This is a genomic window from Gilliamella sp. B3022 (assembly GCF_028751545.1).
In the GTDB taxonomy this organism is placed as follows: Bacteria; Pseudomonadota; Gammaproteobacteria; order Enterobacterales; family Orbaceae; genus Gilliamella.
In genome coordinates this window covers 2,033,025-2,053,029 of record NZ_CP071867.1, presented here as the reverse complement: position 1 = coordinate 2,053,029, position 20,005 = coordinate 2,033,025, and the positions used below count along the sequence as shown (strand labels likewise).

Sequence of the window (20,005 nt, the reverse complement as noted above, 5' to 3'; positions counted from 1 at the left end):
CTTATGCAATACGTGGGTTGAGTTTATCGGCATTGATCTCGAACTTTTTGATCGCGTCTTCAACAACACTGGCTTCAATATCACCACGTTTAGCAAGTTCACCCAATGCAGCAATGACAACATAAGAAGCATCAACTTCAAAATGATGACGTAAATTTTCACGGCTATCACTGCGTCCAAAACCATCCGTTCCTAATACACGATAATTTTCAGCTGGTACAAAACCACGAATCTGTTCTGCAAACAGTTTCATATAATCGGTTGAAACAACGGCTGGATTATTATTCATCACTTGTGCCACATAAGGTACTTTTGGCGTTTCACTTGGATGCAACATGTTGTAACGTTCACAATCTTGACCATCACGAGCAAGTTCAGTGAATGACGTTACACTGTAGATATCCGAACCAATGCCATACTCTTTTGCTAATATCTCCGCCGCATCACGAACATGACGTAAAATAGAGCCTGAACCCAATAATTGAACGGTTGATTTCCCTTTTTGACCTTGAACGGTATCCAATTTATAGATACCACGACGGATACCCTCTTCCGCACCTTCAGGCATTGCAGGTTGTGCATAGTTTTCATTTAGTGTCGTAATATAGTAATAAACGTTTTCTTGTTCACCGTACATACGACGTAAACCATCTTGCATAATAACAGCAACTTCATAAGCATAAGCCGGATCGTAAGATATGCAGTTTGGAATTGTTAAAGCTTGAATATGGCTATGACCATCCTGATGTTGTAACCCTTCACCATTTAAGGTTGTACGGCCAGAAGTACCACCAATCATAAAGCCACGCGCTTGCTGATCACCTGCTGCCCACATCAAATCACCAATACGTTGGAAACCAAACATTGAGTAGTAGATGTAAAATGGAATCATTGGGTAATCATTAGTACTGTAAGATGTTGCTGCCGCAATCCATGATGCAGTAGCACCACATTCATTAATCCCTTCTTGTAGGATTTGTCCTTTTTCATCTTCACGATAATAGGCCACTTGTTCTCTATCTTGTGGCGTATATTGTTGACCATGCGGATTATAAATACCGATTTGGCGGAATAGACCTTCCATACCAAACGTACGAGCTTCATCAGCTAAAATTGGTACCAGACGTGGTGCCAATTCTTTATCTTTTAACATGATATTAAGCGCTCGTACAAAAGCAATGGTGGTTGAAATTTCTTTAGTTTGTGCCTCAAGTAATGGAGCAAACTCCGTTAATGAAGGAATTGAGACAGTACCTGAAAAATGAGTTAATCTTGACGGAACATAACCATGTAAAGCGTTACGGCGTTCATGAATATATTTGTATTCAGGTGTATGTTCTTCAAATTTAATATAAGGTAATTTTTCTAATGCATCATCGGTAACTGGAATATTGAAGAAATCACGTACATGACGCACACCATCCATATTCATTTTTTTCACTTGATGAGCAATATTTTTCGCTTCTGCAGCTTCACCCATACCATAACCTTTAATAGTATGCGCTAAAATAACTGTCGGTCGATCTTTAGTTTCTTTTGCACGCATGAAAGCAGCAAACATTTTGGATGGGTCTTGACCACCACGATTAAGTCTGAAAATTTCTTCATCAGACATATCTTTTACTAATTCTGCTGTTTCAGGGTATTTACCAAAGAAATGCTCACGTACATAAGCACCATCTTTTGATTTCAGGGTTTGGTAATCACCATCCAGCGTTTCGTTCATTAATCTTACTAACTTACCAGATTTATCTTTTTGGAGAAGTTTATCCCAACGATCGCCCCAAATAACTTTGATAACATTCCAACCTGCACCAGCAAAAACACCTTCTAATTCATTGATGATTTTACCATTACCTGTCACTGGGCCATCTAAACGTTGTAAGTTACAGTTGATAACAAAAACTAAGTTATCGAGTTTTTCACGAGTGGCAACGGTAATCGCACCTTTAGATTCAGGTTCATCCATTTCACCATCACCTAAGAAAGCATAAACAGTTTGTTCTGTTGTATCTTTTAAACCGCGGTGATTTAAATATTTTAAGAATCGTGCTTGATAAATAGCACTAACTGGTCCTAATCCCATTGAAACTGTCGGGAATTGCCAAAATTCAGGGAGTAATTTAGGATGCGGATAAGATGGAAGACCTTTGCCATGTACTTCTTGGCGGAAATTATCAAGTTGTTCTTCAGTCAAACGACCTTCGATAAATGCTCTTGAATAGATACCTGGGGAAATATGACCTTGGAAATAAACTAAATCACCACCGTCCTTATCATTTCGAGCTCTAAAAAAGTGGTTAAAACAGACTTCATAAAAAGTTGCTGCGGATTGGAATGATGCCATATGACCACCAAGCTCTAAATCCTTTTTAGATGCTCTTAACACCATCATAATTGCATTCCAACGTACGATGGAACGGATACGTCTTTCTATTTCCCAATCGCCCGGATACGCTGGCTGTTCTTCTACTGGAATGGTATTAATATAATTACTTGTTGAAGAACCAAAAAGTAAAGGAACCCCTCCTTCTTTTGCCTTATTGACGATTTGTTCAATAATGTACTGAGCGCGTTCGATTCCTTCTTCACGGATGATTGAATCAAGACTCTTGAGCCAATCTTGCGTTTCAACAGGATCGATATCATTCATTTGCATGTCCGACATATAAAAACCTCTTTTTTTGTTATAAAAATGCAGGATTTGCCATCCTTAGCTACAGTCAAAACTATAACTAACTTTACAAGCTTCAACTCTGCATTACGGAGCTTCATGAACATAAGTCTGCCATTTTCCAAAAAAAAGTAAAGCAGACAATTGGTTAGAAAGGAATGTTAATTCCTATCAAATTAATCAACTATTTCAATTAATATGTAAAAAAAAAGTTAATTATATGATATAAATCAAATTTAAGAAACATAGAATTGCAAGAAATACTATGCTTGGTTATACCGTGTTTGCCTATGTGTTGTCAAGCTATAGTAAAATCTGATATATAGAAGTTAATTTACTAAAATTAAAATTTGCTTAGAGCGAAAAATATTATGATGATAAACAATATTATAATTAGAGAGTTAGATACTCAACCCTACATGCAAACCTACCAAGCCATGCATGACTTTACGCTCAATCGCAATGAACAAACGCCTGATGAAATATGGCTAGTTGAACACTATCCCATTTTTACTCAAGGCAAAGTAGGCAAACCAGAACATTTATTGCATCAATCTGACATTCCGGTTGTAGCAACCGATCGTGGTGGACAAATTACCTATCATGCACCAGGTCAGCAAATTATGTATATCTTATTTGATTTAAAACGTCGTAAAATAGGTATTCGTGATATTGTTCACTGTTTAGAAAAATCCGTCATTCAAACTTTGGCACATTATGCTATTATGTCTTATGCCAAAGCGGAGGCTCCGGGTGTGTATATTAATCATAAAAAGATCTGCTCTTTAGGATTACATATCAAACGAGGATGCACTTTGCATGGGCTTGCATTAAATATCGATATGGATTTGGCACCATTTAAAAACATCAATCCTTGTGGTTACGCTGGATTGCAGATGACGCAATTAAAAGAATTTGTCCCACAAATTAATCGTTCTGAATTAAAACACCTGTTAACCAATAATTTTATCAATCTGTTAACAAACTAATCTAATAAGATATCTATTATGCAAAATAATGAAACTATAGTCAGAAGTTCAAAATATCGAGATGCGGATAAAACACGACTTATTCCGACCGTTACCTTAGAAGATGCGGCACCATTAAAAAAACCTGAATGGATGAAAATTAAAATACCTGTTCATTCCACTAATATCGCTCATATTAAAAGTACCATGCGCAAACATGGCTTACATTCTGTGTGTGAAGAAGCGTCTTGCCCTAATCTCGCGGAATGTTTCAATCATGGTACAGCCACTTTTATGATTTTAGGGGATATCTGTACGCGTCGATGTCCATTTTGTGATGTTGCCCATGGGCGCCCATTACCACCCGATCGAGAAGAACCGAGTAAACTCGCTCAAACCATTAAAGAGATGAAATTGCGTTATGTAGTGATCACCTCAGTAGATCGTGACGATTTAAAAGATGGCGGAGCAAGCCATTTTGCCGATTGTACACGGGAAATTCGTGCATTTAGCCCCACTATTAAAGTTGAAACGCTTACACCCGATTTTCGCGGTTGTATCGACGAGGCAATTGAAGTATTAAGCGATAATCCACCTGATGTTTTTAATCACAATTTAGAGAACATTCCACGGTTATATAAAGAAATTCGACCTGGTGCCAATTATTTAGGCTCCCTTAAATTACTATCGGCATTCAAAGAAAAGCATCCCGATATTCCGACCAAGTCAGGTTTAATGGTTGGTCTTGGAGAAACGAATGAAGAGTTAATTCAGGTTCTTAAAGATTTACGAAGTCATGGGGTAACCATGTTAACGCTTGGTCAATATTTACAACCAAGTAAGTACCACTTACCAGTTAAGCGTTATGTGTCACCGGAAGAATTTGACGAACTCAAACAGATTGCTTTAAGTATGGGATTTACTCATGCTGCCTGTGGACCATTTGTTCGTTCCTCTTATCATGCCGATTTACAAGCGATGGGAAAAGAAGTGAAATAGGCAAAATTTGGCAATTGATTTTAAAAAAATCATGCTTATATTAGGCTGTCATTTTTCGATGATGATGACCGTTATATCATCTAATTTTATATATCGGTCATCCTAGCAGATTAATACAAAATGTTCTTATTTGAGTTTTTTGAGCAAAATGTGTACTAATTCATTTTTATGATGATAAAATATAATAAATAAATCAAGTAACGTTAGTTATCGACCACCATAAATCGGCGGTTTTCGGTGACAATTTGTAAAAATATTGGCAAACTAATTTTTTCATCTTTTAATAATTTATCCGTCAGATCATAAACTTTGGAACGACCGTATTCATCAATCACTATGGTTTTATCATCATAAAGTGCCGCAATCTTACTTTCACTTCCCGCAACGATCCACGGTTTAGAGGTTTGATTAAATAAATTTTTACCTTGGCTGTATTGCTGTGGTGGCGTTGTGACATTGAATGCATCTTGCATCAATGTCCGCAATATATCGGTTTGTGAAGTAACATGGTGATATTCGATATTTTCTTTATCCGGCCAGGAAATAATTAATGGTACTTTTAGATATTCTCGATTAAAGTTATTACCATCATTACGTGAAACTGTTTTTTTAACTTTATCAATTTTTAGGTCGTTAGTGCCCGTAATGACAATAATGGTGTCAGCAAATAGATTAGACAATTTTAAATGATCAATTATTGATTTCAAACACTGATCGAGTTTGGTCGCATTGGATTCTAATTCCGATAAGGACATTTTTTTATTTTTGTTACCAACCGAGTATTGAATAATCGAAAACAGTGGCGCATGATTGTCTAACTTACTTTGTTTATCGTACCATGTGATCCAATTATCCGTTGTCTGTTTGTTATTCTTATTTTTTGGATCGGGTAAGGTAAAGTTAGATAATAAAGCATAATGATAAAGCGGCTCAGCAAATCCACTTGTTGAAAATAATCCTAAATTATAGTGCTGTTTATTCACTACATCAAAAAGCGTAGATGTTTTATGACTGGTTAATATGCTGTTGTAATAATTGGGATCCAAACCATAAAATAGTGAAAAATCGTTTAAATAGGCTTGATTACTTGTACCATAATTATTATTGAAGTAAATATTATTTTTAGCAAAGTCACTTAACCACGGCATATTTTCTGTCAGTAAACTATAATTCCAACCATCAATAACTATCATAAGTACATTTTTTTTCGATAATTGTGTATCGTCAAATGTAATACGATCTAAAGGATATTCAATGGTAAGCGCAAACGGATTCCCTTCTTGAGTAATACGATTACGGTAGTCACTTTCATCAATAAAGCCATAACGCTCAAGAAAATGCCGAGCAGTCAGCGGATAAGAAAGAGGCAAACTAGACCGTTGCATGGTTATTGGTCGGTAAAAGTTGGCATCTGCCCAAATATGAATTAGGTGGGAAGAGACAAAACTCAGCATAAACACAATGACAATAGGTTTCGCAAAGCGTTTTCGTTTACTTAAACTGCGTAATTTTTTCCAGCTCCATACTGCAAACAATATTTCTAAAAGCAAAATAAATGGAACAATAATTAGGTTAGTACTTAAAAATGAACCATTTTTCGTTGTTAACAGTTGCCAAATTGATAAATTAAGATGCATTCTAAATTGCGAAAATACTTCAATATCAATTAGAAGTAATGCAATACCTGAGGTAGCAATGATTATGGCTATCATTCGTTGCCAACAAGCCGAACGAATAAAAAAGCTTAAGGGAAAGAGTAAGATTAGATAAGCAATAAACGTTAAAAAACTGAAGTGACCAATTGCACTAATAATGGCATAAAATCGCCCCATAAAAGTACGCGGCCAATCAGCAATAAATAAATATTGACTACCTAAAGCAATTACGACAAAGATATTAAACAAGGTAAACCAATGCCCCCAACTGACAATTTGAGTGGTCTGTTCATCTTTGAAGTGGTTACTTTTAAGTTTGAGCATATTTAATCGTTGGTAATGATGAGATGGTAAGTACCTATTAATTTGTGATATAGTTTACCTGATTTTAAAAAATCTTTCTGTAATTTTTTTATTCGTTAGCATAAAGATTTAGGTAATTTGTTGGCGTTATAATCGATACTTGTTATAATTCTCGGATCGATTTAGCTAACAATAAAGATTATAATTTTGGCAATTACACAACTCAAATCACAACAGATCCAACCCGATTTAGCAAAAATTTATGCACTGAGTACACAAGGAGATACAACCCGATCCGTATCTGATAGAACAGGTCATTTACTTAAATGGCAACCTCGCATTGCTTCGGCTTTATCATTATTATGCCCGCATAAAAGAGCAAATTACAGTCCACGATTTATGCTATTAAAAGCACCAGAAAGTGAGCTTTTATTTTCTTTATTAGCGAAAGCAGTTAAATCTGATTTATCAACATCAGAATTAGGTTATAGCTATTTTTTCAATGAAAATAAAATTACGCTGAGCAAAGCGAAAAGCAGACAAGATAATTTTGCCGTTCAAGACAGTTGTTTAGCTGTTTCGGCTGTTGATTTTGAAAAGCTATTTGGTTGTGTCAGACAACCTGAAAATGGTCAAATCAAACTACAAGCTGGTTTAGTTCATCAAGTGAATGGTGGCATTTTAATTTTGGGGCTGCGTTCATTACTTAACCAACCAGAGCTTTGGACAAAATTAAAACAAATGGTCATTAAGCAGGAGTTTGAATGGTTTTCGTCTGATGAATCACATCCTCTACCGTTGTCTATACCTTCAATGCCCCTTGATTTACGGGTTATTTTGGTTGGTGATAGATTAAGCTTAGCTGAGTTACAAGATTTTGAACCAGAATTTTATGCAACCTCAATATATACTGAATATGAGAATGAATTACCAATAAAATCATCACAAGACATTAATCAATGGATCGATTTTTTGAGATTTATTGCTGACAGCCATCAGCTGCTTAATATCGATAATTCAGCGCTTGGCAAACTTTACAAAGAAGCAACACGCTATACAGGTGATCAATATTATTTACCTCTTTCAGTGGATTGGGTTCATTCTGTTTTGGTAAATGCAACCCATTATGCACAAGATGATACTATAAACGAATTCGCTATTACTCAAGCAATCGAACAAAAATTCTGGCATGAAGCTTATTTGCAAGAAAGATTACATGATGAAATCTTTACTAATCAAATCATGATTAACACAAAAGATCATGTTGTGGGTCAAATTAACGGTTTATCTGTGATTGAATATCCTGGGTATCCAAAAGCAATTGGAGAGCCAGCACGTTTAAGTTGTCTTATTCATTTGGGTGATGGAGAGTTAATTGATATTGAACGTAAAACGGATTTAGCGGGTAATATCCATTGCAAAGGAATGATGATTATGCAAGCTTTTATCATGTCTGAATTTGCTATTAATCACCAAATTCCTTTTTCTACTTCATTGGTTTTTGAACAATCTTACAATGAAATAGATGGCGATAGTGCATCACTTGCTGGACTTTGTGCAATCATTAGCGCCTTATCGGGTCAGGCCATAGATCAGCAACTGGCAGTAACTGGATCAGTGGATCAGTTTGGTCATGTACAATCCATTGGTGGTGTGAATGAAAAAATTGAAGGTTTTTTTGCTGTTTGTAGACATCAAGGCTTAACTGGACGACAAGGTGTGATTATCCCTGCAACGAATCAACGTCATTTAAGTTTAAATGATGAGGTTATTGAAGCAATTGAACAAAAGCAGTTCTCAATTTGGACAGTTGAGCATATCGCTGATGCACTTTATCTGCTTACAGGAATACCTTATAAAGATAACAGTAGCATCAACTTATATAAACTGATACATGCGCGTATGCAATCAGTATTAATACAAGAAAAAAAACACGATAGTTGGCTGAAAAAATTGCAAAAATATTGCAAAAAACAGTAATACGCAATAAACTTTATCTCAGCATTTCATTGATTAATTGGTTTAAATGAAGTGTATTACTCGCTTTTGGGGTTTTTAAGCATGGCGCTAAATAATTTTATTATATTTGCCACGCATGTAATTACATTTGATAAAAGGTTTTTTTTATGACATTTGAACGTAAATCTTCGTATGATAAAGCAGATCTGATTAAGTCAGGCAACAGTCAACTATTTGGTCATGATGGTCCACCATTACCATCTGATTTAATGTTAATGATGGATCGTGTAATTGAAATGAATGAAGATGGTGGTAATTTTGGTAAAGGTTATGTCGAAGCAGAACTTGATATTAACCCTGATTTATGGTTTTTTAAATGTCATTTCAAAAATGATCCGGTAATGCCTGGTTGTCTTGGTCTTGATGCTATGTGGCAATTAGTCGGGTTTTATTTAGGTTGGATTGGCGGTAAAGGTAAAGGTCGTGCTTTAGGAGTAGGCGAAGTTAAATTTAAAGGACAAATACTTCCAATTAATAAAAAAGTGACTTATAAAATTCATTTTAAACGCGTGATTAATCGTAAATTAATTATGGGGATTGGCGATGGTGAAGTTTTTGTTGATGGTAAGTTAATTTACGAAGCATCAGATTTAAAAGTGGGGCTTTTTAAAGATACAAGTGAATTTTAAGTTAATTTGAATATCTATTCTTATATTTACTTATAATGTAAGAATAGAATACCAAATCTATTTAGTTAGCTTTATAAGTTATTGTCATCATGGTTATGCTTTATTGATGCAATATAATAAAATTTTTTATTATATTGTTGATGTCTTATAACAGATTGAAAGACATTTTCACCATAACGCAAAACGCATTGTCACTTTCAATAAGTCATAACGCTAACTCATCACTCTGCTTATCTGATTTTAATATCTAACCCTGTTAATCCTGTACAATTTATGATTTTCTTAAAACGTTTTATTATTTTTATTCTTTTATCTTTATTTTTAAATAGTTTTGTTTACGCTGATGTTAATGGTAAAGTAATCAAAGTTATTGATGGCGATACAGTTGATATATTAACTATTAAGAAACAAAAAATTCGAGTCCGTTTACTTGATATTGATGCACCCGAAAGCAATCAGGCATATGGCAATAAGTCGAAACAATATTTAGCCTCACTTATCGCCGGTAAAAGAGTGTTTGTTAAGTCAAGCAAAAAAGATATGTATAAAAGAACATTAGGCACTATTTTCTTAAATAAAGTAAATATTAATACTAAAATGGTTGAAAGTGGCTATGCTTGGGCTTATCGGTATAAAGGTATGGCCAACAATAAACTCATGGTGAACATCGAAGAAAAGGCTAGACAAAGCAAAAAAGGACTATGGAAAGATGAAAAACCAATAGCCCCTTGGGATTTTCGGCGTAATAACAACCGTTAAATTCTTCTAGCAAAATTCTATTTTTCGATCTGTTTAAGTATCGCTAAACCTTGAGCACAAGCTTCAATTTGTTTATCTTCTGGCATAGCAATAATTTCTTGTTTTGCTTTCTCGAGGTTTTGTTTTATTATTTCAATGATTTCTTTATTGAAGGAATTTTCAGGCACATTTTTATAAATGCTTTCTACTTTATCGAAATATACTTTACATGATTCTGTTGTATCCGCTGTTGCAGCAGAACAGCAACTCAACATGACCATAGTTAATGTTAATATTAACTTTTTCATTGTTTTCCCTTTATGATTTAATAATTATTAAAATTTTTACTAAAATGATAATTTGTGATTTTTTGCGGAAAAAAAGAGAAGATTTAGACTATAACGCAGATGACTAGTATCTATCTTACCAGTAATGGTTTACTGATAAGATAAGAGATGAAGATTAGATCACAGAAACGTCTGCTGCAGCAGGACCACGTGGGCTATCTTGAATAGAAAATTCTACTTGTTGACCTTCACCTAATGTTTTGAATCCATCACCAGTAATTGCAGAGAAATGTACAAACACATCTTTACTACCATCAGCAGGAGAAATAAAACCAAAACCTTTACTTTCGTTGAACCATTTTACTTGACCAGTAATCTTAGACATAATAATCTTCCTATAAATAAATTAATCTTAACCTATTAAGGCTATACTCATAAAACATAAAACTTAGACTACTTATTAACACTGATAAGAAGAGACTGAAGAAAACCAATACCTGACTTAAAGTAAACTACAACTACATATATCTAAATGTTACAAAATAAATCCGCATGTCATATGCTGGAGCCTATTTACTCATAAATAGATAACTAATGCAAGCGATCTTTTAAAATAATTATTCACAATAGCAAAACAAAATAATTTATAAGGTTAGATTTACATTGTAATAGTATAATTTATTTAAGTATATTAGTTTTCAGCCATTGATTGAGATTTTTTTATTGTTGCTTCAACTGCGTCAATAACCGCCGCTCTAAACCCTTTTTGTTCTAATGCATGGACACCTTCAATAGTCGTACCGGCCGGAGAACAGACCATATCTTTAAGCTCACCAGGGTGCTTACCTGTTTCAAGCAATAATTTTGCAGATCCCATAACAGCTTGAGCAGCAAATTTATAGGCTTGTTTTCTGGATAATCCTCCTTTAACTGCGCCATCCGCTAAAGCTTCAATGAACATAAAAACAAACGCTGGAGAAGAACCGCTTGCTCCAATAACTGCATCAATTAAATATTCTGACACAACTTCAGTTTCACCGATACAATTCAATAATTCTTGTACTGTTGTTAACTCTTCATTTGTAACTTCAGTATTAGGAGTAATAGAGCACATAGCAGCATTTACTAGAGCTGGTGTATTTGGCATCACACGAATAATTTTTTGCTCATAACCAATGCTTTTCGCAATCGTTTTAATTGTCACACCAGCCGCTATTGAGACAACAATGGTATTCTTTTTTAATTCTTTTTGAATATCATTGAGAACATCAATAATTACATTAGGTTTTACGGCTACAAAAACAATATCGGATTCTCGAGCTACCTCTCTTGCTGAAGCTAAATTATTTATTCCGTGAGATTTATTTAATTCTTCTCCTTTTTCCGGATGAGTATCATAGATATAAATCTGCGTTCCCGATACAATATTGCTTCCTAAAATACCTTGTAATATAGCATTTCCCATATTACCTAAGCCAATTAAACCAATACGTTGTTCCATTTTTTTATACTCCTATCAATGTCAATAAAATTGATTATAGATTATTTTTTAGCTAAAACTCAAAATTTATCTTTTGCAATCATTCTGGATTGAAGTAGTAATATTACATCATTCAACTTTTAAACTTTATTAAAAACTGTCTGGCATCACTTGCATACCATATTGTTGGCCTGTTTGCATAAGGGATAAAATTTGTTTGCTCTTACCTTCATTAATTAAATTACTGATTGCAGGAGTATTAATCAATATTTCAAAAAGGGCTTTACGTTCATTATTATGACATATTAACTTTTGGCTTATGATGGCTTTTAGGCAGTTAGCAAGTTGACTGCGAACAAAATCGCGACAATGATCTTCAAAAACATCAACAATTCGATTAATACTTTGTATCGCTGAGTTAGTATGCAAAGTAGCAAAAACCAAATGACCTGTTTCTGCGGCAGTCAATGCGGCTTGAATTGATGATTTATTGCGTAATTCGCCTAACAAAATGATATCCGGATCTTGTCTTAATAAACTATCAATGGTTTGACCAAAGTCAGCTATTTCACGTTGCTGAATTAATGATTTATCATTTTGATAGATATATTCTATAGGATCTTCAAGCGTAATAATGTGTTTCGCTATTGTTATATTAATGTATTGAATTAAAGCAGCTAAAGTAGTGGATTTACCACTGCCCGTTGATCCTGTTACAAGAATGATACCTGAATCATTTTTTACAAGCTCACTAAAAATAGCAGGAGCACCAATATCAGATAACGTAGGAATACGATGATTGATCACGCGAAACACGGCTGAAATACCACGGTGCTGATAAAAAATATTCACTCTAAATCGCCCTACTTTAGGCAAGTGATAAGCAAAATCTATTTGCTGATATTGCTTCAGAATTTTTTTTTGGGTTTCATTCATTAAATGAAATAATGCCATTTCAAGAGTATTTGGTATAAGCTTATCAACAACTAAAAACTGTAATTGTCCGTTAATACGAACGTAAGGCGCTTCACCACTTGAAAGGTGCAAATCCGACGCATTTTGCGTTACACTAAGTGCCAACATTGAGTTTAACATTAAATTTTACCTATTAATTATCCTTTGAGAATTAACATGAATACAGTACAAGACAATTTACTTAACATTAAAAATGATATTGAAAGAATTGCTAAAAAGTGCGAAAGAGATCCCAATACAATACAACTTATTGCCGTGAGTAAAACCAAACCTGTTGAGGAAATTATGGAGGCTATTGATGCAGGTCAATTAGTTTTTGGCGAAAATTATGTCCAAGAGGGTATTGAAAAGATTCAGTATTTCAATAAAAACCTGCCAAACAATGAGTTGATATGGCATTTTATAGGTCCATTACAATCGAATAAAAGTAAATTGGTTGCTGAACACTTCGATTGGATGCATACCATCGATCGATTTAAAATAGCACAAAGATTAAATGATCAACGACCCACAAATTTGGCTAAATTGAATGTGTTGATTCAAGTTAATATTAGTCAAGAAGCCAGTAAATCTGGGGTAAAACCTGAAGAGGTTGCTGATTTAGTTAATCAGATTGTCACCTTGCCTAATCTAAATTTACGTGGACTAATGGCAATCCCTGAAATTGAAAATGACTTTAATAAACAAGTTAATGTGTTTTCTAAGATGCAAAAACTTTTACAATCATTACAGAAAGATTATCCATTTTTAGACACATTATCTATGGGCATGAGTGGTGATATGCAGGCAGCCATTATTGCGGGCAGCACCATGGTTCGTATTGGTACGGCTATCTTTGGTGCACGGCAGTATTTATGATATATTGACCGAATATCTTTATTTTGAGGAATTTTAAATGACATCGATTTTCTTTTTGGGGAAAACCGTTTTAACCATTGGTTTATATGTTTTGATTTTAAGATTATGGATGCAACGTGTACGCGTAAATTTCTATAATCCTTTCACCCAATTTATTGTTAAAATAACCCAACCTATTATTGCTCCATTACGTAAGGTGATTCCGTCAATTGGACATGTTGATACAGCTACATGGGTTCTGTTATATCTGCTTGCAGTGCTCAAAATTATTTTTGTTTTATACTTTAACTTAACGAATGCTCCACTATTTACTATTGAATATCTTTTATATGCTGTCGCTGCAATAGTTCATGCTGTAGGGCATCTTTTATTTTGGTTATTACTATTTCGAGCAATTCTCAGTTGGGTAAGCAGAGGACATTCTGGAGCCGATGAGTTACTGACTCAATTAACCGAACCCTTTATAGCTCCGATCCGTCGTATTGTCCCTCCCCTTGGGATGATTGATATTTCCTTTATGATTTTTGTATTTATTTTGATGTTTTTGAATATGCTCGCTTTCGATCTTGTGGGCTACATATGGATTTTACTCTAAATCATCTCAAACGAAAAAAAGGGAGCACCAGCTCCCTTTTTAAAGAATATGATCTTCCCAACAAATCACATCTTTTTCATACACAATTCGGTTTTTAACTGAAATTTTTAATTTATGCATAAGCTTTTTATTTCCCATTATCAGAGGATGCCATTGAGGCAGTTGTCCTGTTTTTGAAAAATAACGATAAGTACAGGTCAACGGCAACCATTCTATAGTGAGAAGATTTTCTCGTGTCAACTTAATGCAATCCGGTTCATAGGCAAAACGATTATGATAATGCCTGCATTGGCAAGTATTAGAATCAAGCAGATTGCAAGCAACATTGGTATATAATATTTGACCTGTATCTTCATCTTGTAATTTGTTTAAGCAACACTGACCACAGCCGTCACAAAGCTGTTCCCACTCATCATCGGTCATTTGTTCTAAAGTTTTGTTTTCCCAAAATGGCTCAATCATACTTTAAAATCATCTTCTTTTAACATTTGTAAGAAAAATCCTTCCGTTTTAATTCTTTCTTCTATTTCCTGTGCAGTACCAACCACAAATTGGCGTTTACCATCGAGTAGTACCTTCATTACAAACACTGGAGAACCAAAAATAGACATTATTTTTTCAGGAATTGCTGAAAAATCCTTTTCATTTTCCATATATAAATAACAATTTTCTTTTTTAGTACTTCGATAAATATAACACCACATCATAGAATGGAACCTTATTCAATTATTTAAGACTATTTTGTAAATAAACACCGGCGCCAAATAGACCAGGATCTTCATGTGTTATCACATAAACTGGGATTTTTTTGACTAAATATGACATACGACCTTTATGTTCAAAAGCTGATCTAAATGGGGATGCTTTAAAAAATTCAATAAAACGCGGTACAATCCCCCCAGCAATATAAACACCACCTTGCGTATTAAGCGTTAAAGCTAAATTACCACCAAAACGCCCCATAAACGTACAAAAATAGGTAAGCGTCTGTAAACAAATTGGGCAACTTTTGTCTAATGCTTTTTTAACAATAACATCGGGGGTGATGTCTTCTTCTGGTTGATGATTAATTTGTAATAAAGCTTGATAAATATTCACAATGCCATTACCTGATAAAAAGCGTTCTGAAGAAACACGACCAAATTTTTTCCGTAGCTGTGCTAAAATGCGATCTTCATCTTCGTTCGTCATGGGCAATTCAGTATGTCCCCCCTCTCCTGACAGACTGATCCAATGTTCATTGACCTTGATTAAATGCGATACGCCAAGTCCCGTACCCGCTCCATAAATTGCGATCGGATAATCTAAATTAGACTCATCACCACCAATTTTGACCAGATCTTGTTTAGATAATTTAGGAATGGATGTCGATACAGCTGTAAAATCATTAATGACTTCAAGTTTAACCAAACCTAATTCTTTAATCAGTTCTGACCGTGAAAATGATAAATTATTGTTTGTCATATTGATAATATCTTCATCCCCTATCGGACAAGCAATGGCGATGCAGGCTGAATCAATTTTGACTGTTTGTGCTTGTAAGTACTCTTTGATTAAATTTAATAAAACATCGTGTTTTGAAATTGGAATTTTAGTAATCGCTGACAGTTCGTTAGTTGCTAAATTATAAAGTGCAAATCTGGCATTGGTTCCACCAATATCAGTAACTAGTGCATGTTGGTTCATGTTATTCCCTTCTGTAAAAATTAATTCATTTCTTTAAAAAAACAAGCATTACATTCATTTATTAAAGAAAGCAAAACTGGCAATATGATTAACTAGTTACATTAAGTTTATTCCTTTAACTGATGATTACCACAATAAACACTTCTGCTAACTAGTCAGCAGATAATTATTTTACTATTATAAGTAAATAAGATTTATAGCCACTTTTTAAGTTTAAAATAAATATAAGGTGCAACCCCTGCGAGTAACATCAAGATTAACGAAAATGGATAACCATATTCCCATTTCAATTCTGGCATATTTTCAAAGTTCATACCATAAGCCGATGCCACCACAGTTGGAGGTAGAAATACAACAGACACAACTGAAAATATTTTAATAATTCGACTTTGCTCAATATTGATGAAGCTGGTTGCAGCTTGCATTAAAAAATTTACTTTTTGAAATAATGATTCATTATGTGGAACAAGTGATTCAATATCGCGAATAACTTCACGAGCTTGTTCCAATTGGTCTACTGGCATCTTCGCACGACGCACAAGATAATTGACTGCTCGTTGACTGTCCATTAAACAAAGTCTAACTTTCCATGCAGTATCTTCAAGTTCGGCCAATGATGTAATTGCTTCATCGTAATGTTCTTGAGATGAACGATCCATAATTATCAAACTTAATTCTTCCAGCTCACTATATATGTTTTCAATTTGGTCAGCTAACTGTTCAACTTTAACTTCAAAAAGGTCAAGTAATACTTCGTATGGGTTCCCATCGATCATCCCCTGATAACGTGATCGCATTCGATACAAACGAAAAGCCGGTAAATCACGTTCACGTAAAGTAAAAAGTCGACCATTGTGTACTGTAAATGCAACCGTTGCGTTACCGGCTCGATCTTCTGCATCTTCATAAAAGAAAAATGAGTGAACATGTAAGCCTTCATTGTCTTCAAAAAAACGAGCTGACGCTTCGATGTCGTCTAATTCAATACTCGTTGCTAAGTTTTGTCCTAAATGTGTTAAAACAAAATCGCGATCGGCTTCTTCTGGTTCGATTAAATCAACCCAAGTCGCATTATTTATATCGCTTTCATTAATTTTTACTAATTGTTTGTTTTTTAATCCAAACGCATTAATCATAAGGACTCCTGTAGTAAGGGGAACGTTTTAGAACAATACTTTAACAAATGGTAGGCATTATACTCGTTATGGCTAAAAATTCCTATGTCTAACCCAATCTTTCTACATATTTACAAATTTATAAAATGGGATAAAAATTCCATTAATAAATTAAATTCGCTGATATTACTATTGTCTCATGTTACAATATGCCACTTAAATACTTATGCAATTTTTAGGAGTTTATAATGGCAAACCGAGGAATAAATAAAGTCATTTTAGTTGGTAATTTAGGACAAGATCCCGAAGTCCGTTACATGCCAAATGGAAATGCTGTAGCTAATTTTAGTGTAGCAACCTCAGAATCATGGAGAGATAAACAAACCGGAGAAACCCGTGATCGCACTGAATGGCATCGAGTTGTCGTTTTTGGTAAATTAGCCGAAATTGCAGGTGAATACATTAAAAAAGGCACTCAAGTTTATCTTGAAGGACAATTACAAACTCGAAAATGGCAAGACCAATCAGGACAAGATCGTTACACAACGGAAGTAGTAATTAATCCTATCGGTGGAACTTTACAAATTCTAGGTTCACGTGGAAATAGTAATGATAATTTTGATGATGGTTCTCATAATTGGGGGCAAAGTGCTAATAATATGTCATCGGCACCCGCAGCGTCATCTCGTCAACCCAATCAAAATGTACCAGCACCACAACCTAAAGCACCTGAACCACCAATGGATTTTGATGACGATATTCCATTCTAAAATGACTACCACTGTTAAATTTGGGCGTGAATCTACGCGCCCATATATCATTTTTTAATTATTTCATTTATACTTAGCTGTAATTTCTAATGGATAGAAGATATAGCTATGTTGGAACTGTTACAAACTGTTGGCTTTGGTTTAATTCTCTTTGTCCCATTAACTAATCCATTAACCACCGTTGTACTTTTATTGGGTTTATCTGGCGATATGACCAATGAAGAACGTAATAACCAATCAAAATTAACTTGTATTTATGTGTTTTTGATTATGGTTGTTTCCTTTTATTGTGGACAACTGGTGATGAATACATTTGGAATATCTATTCCCGGTTTACGTATAGCAGGAGGAATGATTGTTGGTATTATAGGTTTTAGAATGTTGTTTCCTCAACAGCCATCTCATAAGACCCTTGAGGCAGATGCTAAAAAGAGAGAAGTTTCCAATAATATTGCCTTTGTGCCACTAGCTATGCCAAGTACCGCAGGTCCAGGAACTATCGCAATGATCATTAGTATGTCTTCAACAGTTAAAAGCGGAGGCTACGATATTTCAACTTGGGTTGTTTACGCTGCGTCGATTCTGGTTCCTTTATCATTATGTATTATACTATGGTTTTGTATGCGTAGTGCTGGTAATATTATGCGATTTATGGGAAAAAGTGGCATTGAAGCCACCTCAAGAATTATGGGATTTTTGTTAGTTTGTGTAGGTACACAATTTATTATTAATGGCATTAAAGAATTAGTAATGAATTTCCCAAATATATAGTTTTTATTATAAAATTCAAAGTTTTGGGATATTTTTAATCATTTCCACTCTCATTAAATAATCATAAAGTGGAACTAACTGTTTAAATCCTTTTGCCAATTTTTTAGGTAATTCTTCATTTAGCACATCTTCAACATGATTGTTTGTTACCATCACAGCTAAATTTTTACGGTTGTACCAGGTCGCGATCTTTTCATCTTGTTCTTTAATTAATGGGCGTTTATAACTTTCACCAACCAATTCAAATGGTTTTTTAACGCAGCGAGTCATATCTAGAAAATTATTCGTATCATTAAGAATTTCTTGTCGAAAAATATCCATTGTCTGTTTTGAAGAACAATAATAACCAAGTCCATATTGATAACTACTTGGGGTTATTTCAAAAAAGTAAGCAGGCGCTTCTTTCCAATCACGATTAGGTCGTTTAAATGTTAGCCATAAACGACTGCGATAAAGGGATTTATCATTAGAAAACCGCGTATCACGATGAATACGCGATATCGTTTTACCAATCGCTGGGCGCGTTTCAAACCATTCATCAATACTAAGCATTTCTGGTGTGAGTTGTTCGACCAGTAAGCGAAAAGGTTTAATTAAATCGTTGTCATAAATTGCACGGTGCTCTTCAAACCACGGTTTACTATTGTTGATCCAAGCATCTTGTAGAAAATTGAGCCCTGCTTGCGTAAAACCAGTAAAGTTTGCCATTGCTTACTCCTTAAATAATGTTCTTACTTTTTCTAAATCTTCTTGAGTATCTACACCAATTGCAGGAGATTGTTTGGCAACTGCCACATGAATTTTTTCACCATACCAAAGCACCCGCAGTTGTTCTAACATTTCAATTTGCTCAAGGGATGATGGAGCCCAATTGATATATTGTCGAATAAAACCTGCACGATAAGCATAAATGCCGATATGACGTAGATAAAAATCACCGATGCTTGATTGCTTCAGTAAATCGGTTGATTTAGCAAATCGATCACGCTCCCAAGGGATAATTGCACGAGAAAAATATAACGCATAACCATCTTTATCGGTTACAACTTTTACCGCTCCAGGATTAAAAGCCTCTTGTGGTGAATCAATAGTTACAGCTAATGTTGCCATCCCCGTTTTATATTGCACTAGGTTTTTAGCCACCTGATCGATAATTACAGGAGGAATTAATGGTTCATCACCTTGCACATTAACAATTATCTCATCATCAGCGAATTGATAACGATTAATCACTTCAGCTAAACGTTCAGTGCCTGAATGATGCTTATCACTAGTTAGAATAACTTCACCACCATACGCTTTAACCACATCAAAGACTTGCTGATGATCAGTAGCAATAATAACACGATGGGCTGAAGATTTTTGTGCTTGCTCCATAACACGTATAATCATTGGTTTACCATGGATATCTGCCAATGGTTTAGCGGGTAAACGACTCGAAGCATACCTAGCTGGAATAATAACCGAAAATTTCATAACTAAA

21 protein-coding genes are annotated in these 20,005 nt (G+C 34.6%); 9 read left to right on the top strand and 12 right to left on the bottom strand.

Features of this window, described 5'->3' with window-relative positions:
- Nucleotide 1 precedes the first annotated feature (1 nt).
- Entirely contained in the window at nucleotides 2-2,668 is a 2,667-nt protein-coding gene (gene aceE / locus J4T76_RS09235; RefSeq protein WP_267346241.1) for a pyruvate dehydrogenase (acetyl-transferring), homodimeric type, read from the bottom strand.
- Between the two features lie 377 nt (nucleotides 2,669-3,045).
- Between aceE and lipB the strand changes: the two genes are divergently transcribed.
- Complete coding sequence (gene lipB / locus J4T76_RS09230) at nucleotides 3,046-3,663, top strand: lipoyl(octanoyl) transferase LipB (RefSeq protein ID WP_267341896.1); 618 nt, start codon at nucleotides 3,046-3,048, stop codon at nucleotides 3,661-3,663.
- A gap of 18 nt (nucleotides 3,664-3,681) precedes the next feature.
- The gene (gene lipA, locus J4T76_RS09225) at nucleotides 3,682-4,641 is read left to right on the top strand and encodes a lipoyl synthase (RefSeq protein ID WP_267355115.1); all 960 of its coding nucleotides are present in this window, start codon (nucleotides 3,682-3,684) and stop codon (nucleotides 4,639-4,641) included.
- Between the two features lie 203 nt (nucleotides 4,642-4,844).
- Here the strand turns inward: lipA and J4T76_RS09220 are convergent, their stop codons facing one another.
- The gene (locus tag J4T76_RS09220) at nucleotides 4,845-6,620 is read right to left on the bottom strand and encodes a DUF3413 domain-containing protein (protein ID WP_267356164.1); all 1,776 of its coding nucleotides are present in this window, start codon (nucleotides 6,618-6,620) and stop codon (nucleotides 4,845-4,847) included.
- Nucleotides 6,621-6,998: 378 nt separating this feature from the next.
- On the opposite strand from J4T76_RS09220, the gene J4T76_RS09215 reads away from it, so the two are divergent.
- The 3 genes from J4T76_RS09215 to J4T76_RS09205 all read left to right on the top strand — a co-directional run bounded on the left by J4T76_RS09215 (nucleotide 6,999) and on the right by J4T76_RS09205 (nucleotide 10,006).
- Nucleotides 6,999-8,579, top strand: a complete 1,581-nt coding sequence (locus tag J4T76_RS09215; RefSeq protein WP_416380584.1) for an AAA family ATPase — start codon at nucleotides 6,999-7,001, stop codon at nucleotides 8,577-8,579.
- 146 nt (nucleotides 8,580-8,725) lie between these two features.
- A complete protein-coding gene (gene fabA, locus J4T76_RS09210) occupies nucleotides 8,726-9,247 on the top strand; it encodes a bifunctional 3-hydroxydecanoyl-ACP dehydratase/trans-2-decenoyl-ACP isomerase (protein ID WP_267341901.1) in 522 nt (173 codons plus the stop codon).
- Between the two features lie 273 nt (nucleotides 9,248-9,520).
- Nucleotides 9,521-10,006 (top strand): thermonuclease family protein, encoded by a 486-nt coding sequence (locus J4T76_RS09205; RefSeq protein WP_267346240.1) that lies wholly within the window; start codon nucleotides 9,521-9,523, stop codon nucleotides 10,004-10,006.
- A gap of 17 nt (nucleotides 10,007-10,023) precedes the next feature.
- Here the strand turns inward: J4T76_RS09205 and J4T76_RS09200 are convergent, their stop codons facing one another.
- The 4 genes from J4T76_RS09200 to J4T76_RS09185 form a co-directional block, all read right to left on the bottom strand.
- Nucleotides 10,024-10,293: a DUF5339 domain-containing protein gene (locus tag J4T76_RS09200; protein WP_267346239.1), complete on the bottom strand. Its 270-nt coding sequence runs from the start codon at nucleotides 10,291-10,293 to the stop codon at nucleotides 10,024-10,026.
- 154 nt (nucleotides 10,294-10,447) lie between these two features.
- Nucleotides 10,448-10,657 carry a transcription antiterminator/RNA stability regulator CspE gene (cspE, locus tag J4T76_RS09195; protein WP_267341905.1) on the bottom strand — a complete coding sequence of 70 codons (210 nt, stop codon included), beginning with the start codon at nucleotides 10,655-10,657 and terminating at the stop codon, nucleotides 10,448-10,450.
- A gap of 306 nt (nucleotides 10,658-10,963) precedes the next feature.
- Nucleotides 10,964-11,773, bottom strand: a complete 810-nt coding sequence (proC, locus tag J4T76_RS09190) for a pyrroline-5-carboxylate reductase (RefSeq protein ID WP_267341906.1) — start codon at nucleotides 11,771-11,773, stop codon at nucleotides 10,964-10,966.
- A 129-nt stretch (nucleotides 11,774-11,902) separates the two neighbouring features.
- A complete protein-coding gene (locus J4T76_RS09185) occupies nucleotides 11,903-12,847 on the bottom strand; it encodes a type IV pilus twitching motility protein PilT (RefSeq protein ID WP_267341907.1) in 945 nt (314 codons plus the stop codon).
- Nucleotides 12,848-12,883: 36 nt separating this feature from the next.
- On the opposite strand from J4T76_RS09185, the gene J4T76_RS09180 reads away from it, so the two are divergent.
- A complete protein-coding gene (locus J4T76_RS09180; RefSeq protein WP_267341908.1) occupies nucleotides 12,884-13,585 on the top strand; it encodes a YggS family pyridoxal phosphate-dependent enzyme in 702 nt (233 codons plus the stop codon).
- A gap of 37 nt (nucleotides 13,586-13,622) precedes the next feature.
- On the top strand, nucleotides 13,623-14,180 hold the full coding sequence (locus tag J4T76_RS09175; protein ID WP_267346237.1) for a YggT family protein: 558 nt from the start codon (nucleotides 13,623-13,625) through the stop codon (nucleotides 14,178-14,180).
- Nucleotides 14,181-14,219: 39 nt separating this feature from the next.
- On the opposite strand, the gene J4T76_RS09170 is transcribed toward J4T76_RS09175, so the two are convergent.
- From J4T76_RS09170 to corA, 4 genes are all read right to left on the bottom strand, one after another.
- The gene (locus tag J4T76_RS09170) at nucleotides 14,220-14,642 is read right to left on the bottom strand and encodes a YcgN family cysteine cluster protein (RefSeq protein WP_267341910.1); all 423 of its coding nucleotides are present in this window, start codon (nucleotides 14,640-14,642) and stop codon (nucleotides 14,220-14,222) included.
- Entirely contained in the window at nucleotides 14,639-14,887 is a 249-nt protein-coding gene (locus J4T76_RS09165; protein ID WP_267341911.1) for a YcgL domain-containing protein, read from the bottom strand. Before J4T76_RS09165 ends, J4T76_RS09170 begins: the two co-directional genes overlap by 4 nt.
- Nucleotides 14,888-14,906: 19 nt before the next feature.
- A complete protein-coding gene (locus J4T76_RS09160) occupies nucleotides 14,907-15,866 on the bottom strand; it encodes a glucokinase (RefSeq protein WP_267341912.1) in 960 nt (319 codons plus the stop codon).
- A 194-nt stretch (nucleotides 15,867-16,060) separates the two neighbouring features.
- The gene (corA, locus tag J4T76_RS09155; protein WP_267341913.1) at nucleotides 16,061-17,002 is read right to left on the bottom strand and encodes a magnesium/cobalt transporter CorA; all 942 of its coding nucleotides are present in this window, start codon (nucleotides 17,000-17,002) and stop codon (nucleotides 16,061-16,063) included.
- Between the two features lie 227 nt (nucleotides 17,003-17,229).
- Between corA and J4T76_RS09150 the strand changes: the two genes are divergently transcribed.
- Together J4T76_RS09150 and J4T76_RS09145 are read left to right on the top strand one after the other, a co-directional pair.
- Nucleotides 17,230-17,751: a single-stranded DNA-binding protein gene (locus tag J4T76_RS09150; protein WP_267341914.1), complete on the top strand. Its 522-nt coding sequence runs from the start codon at nucleotides 17,230-17,232 to the stop codon at nucleotides 17,749-17,751.
- A gap of 108 nt (nucleotides 17,752-17,859) precedes the next feature.
- Entirely contained in the window at nucleotides 17,860-18,522 is a 663-nt protein-coding gene (locus J4T76_RS09145) for a MarC family NAAT transporter (protein ID WP_267346233.1), read from the top strand.
- A 15-nt stretch (nucleotides 18,523-18,537) separates the two neighbouring features.
- Here the strand turns inward: J4T76_RS09145 and J4T76_RS09140 are convergent, their stop codons facing one another.
- Nucleotides 18,538-19,230 carry a DUF2461 domain-containing protein gene (locus tag J4T76_RS09140; protein ID WP_267341916.1) on the bottom strand — a complete coding sequence of 231 codons (693 nt, stop codon included), beginning with the start codon at nucleotides 19,228-19,230 and terminating at the stop codon, nucleotides 18,538-18,540.
- Between the two features lie 3 nt (nucleotides 19,231-19,233).
- Nucleotides 19,234-19,998 carry a 3-deoxy-manno-octulosonate cytidylyltransferase gene (gene kdsB, locus J4T76_RS09135; RefSeq protein WP_267356166.1) on the bottom strand — a complete coding sequence of 255 codons (765 nt, stop codon included), beginning with the start codon at nucleotides 19,996-19,998 and terminating at the stop codon, nucleotides 19,234-19,236.
- Between the last annotated feature and the right edge of the window lie 7 nt (nucleotides 19,999-20,005).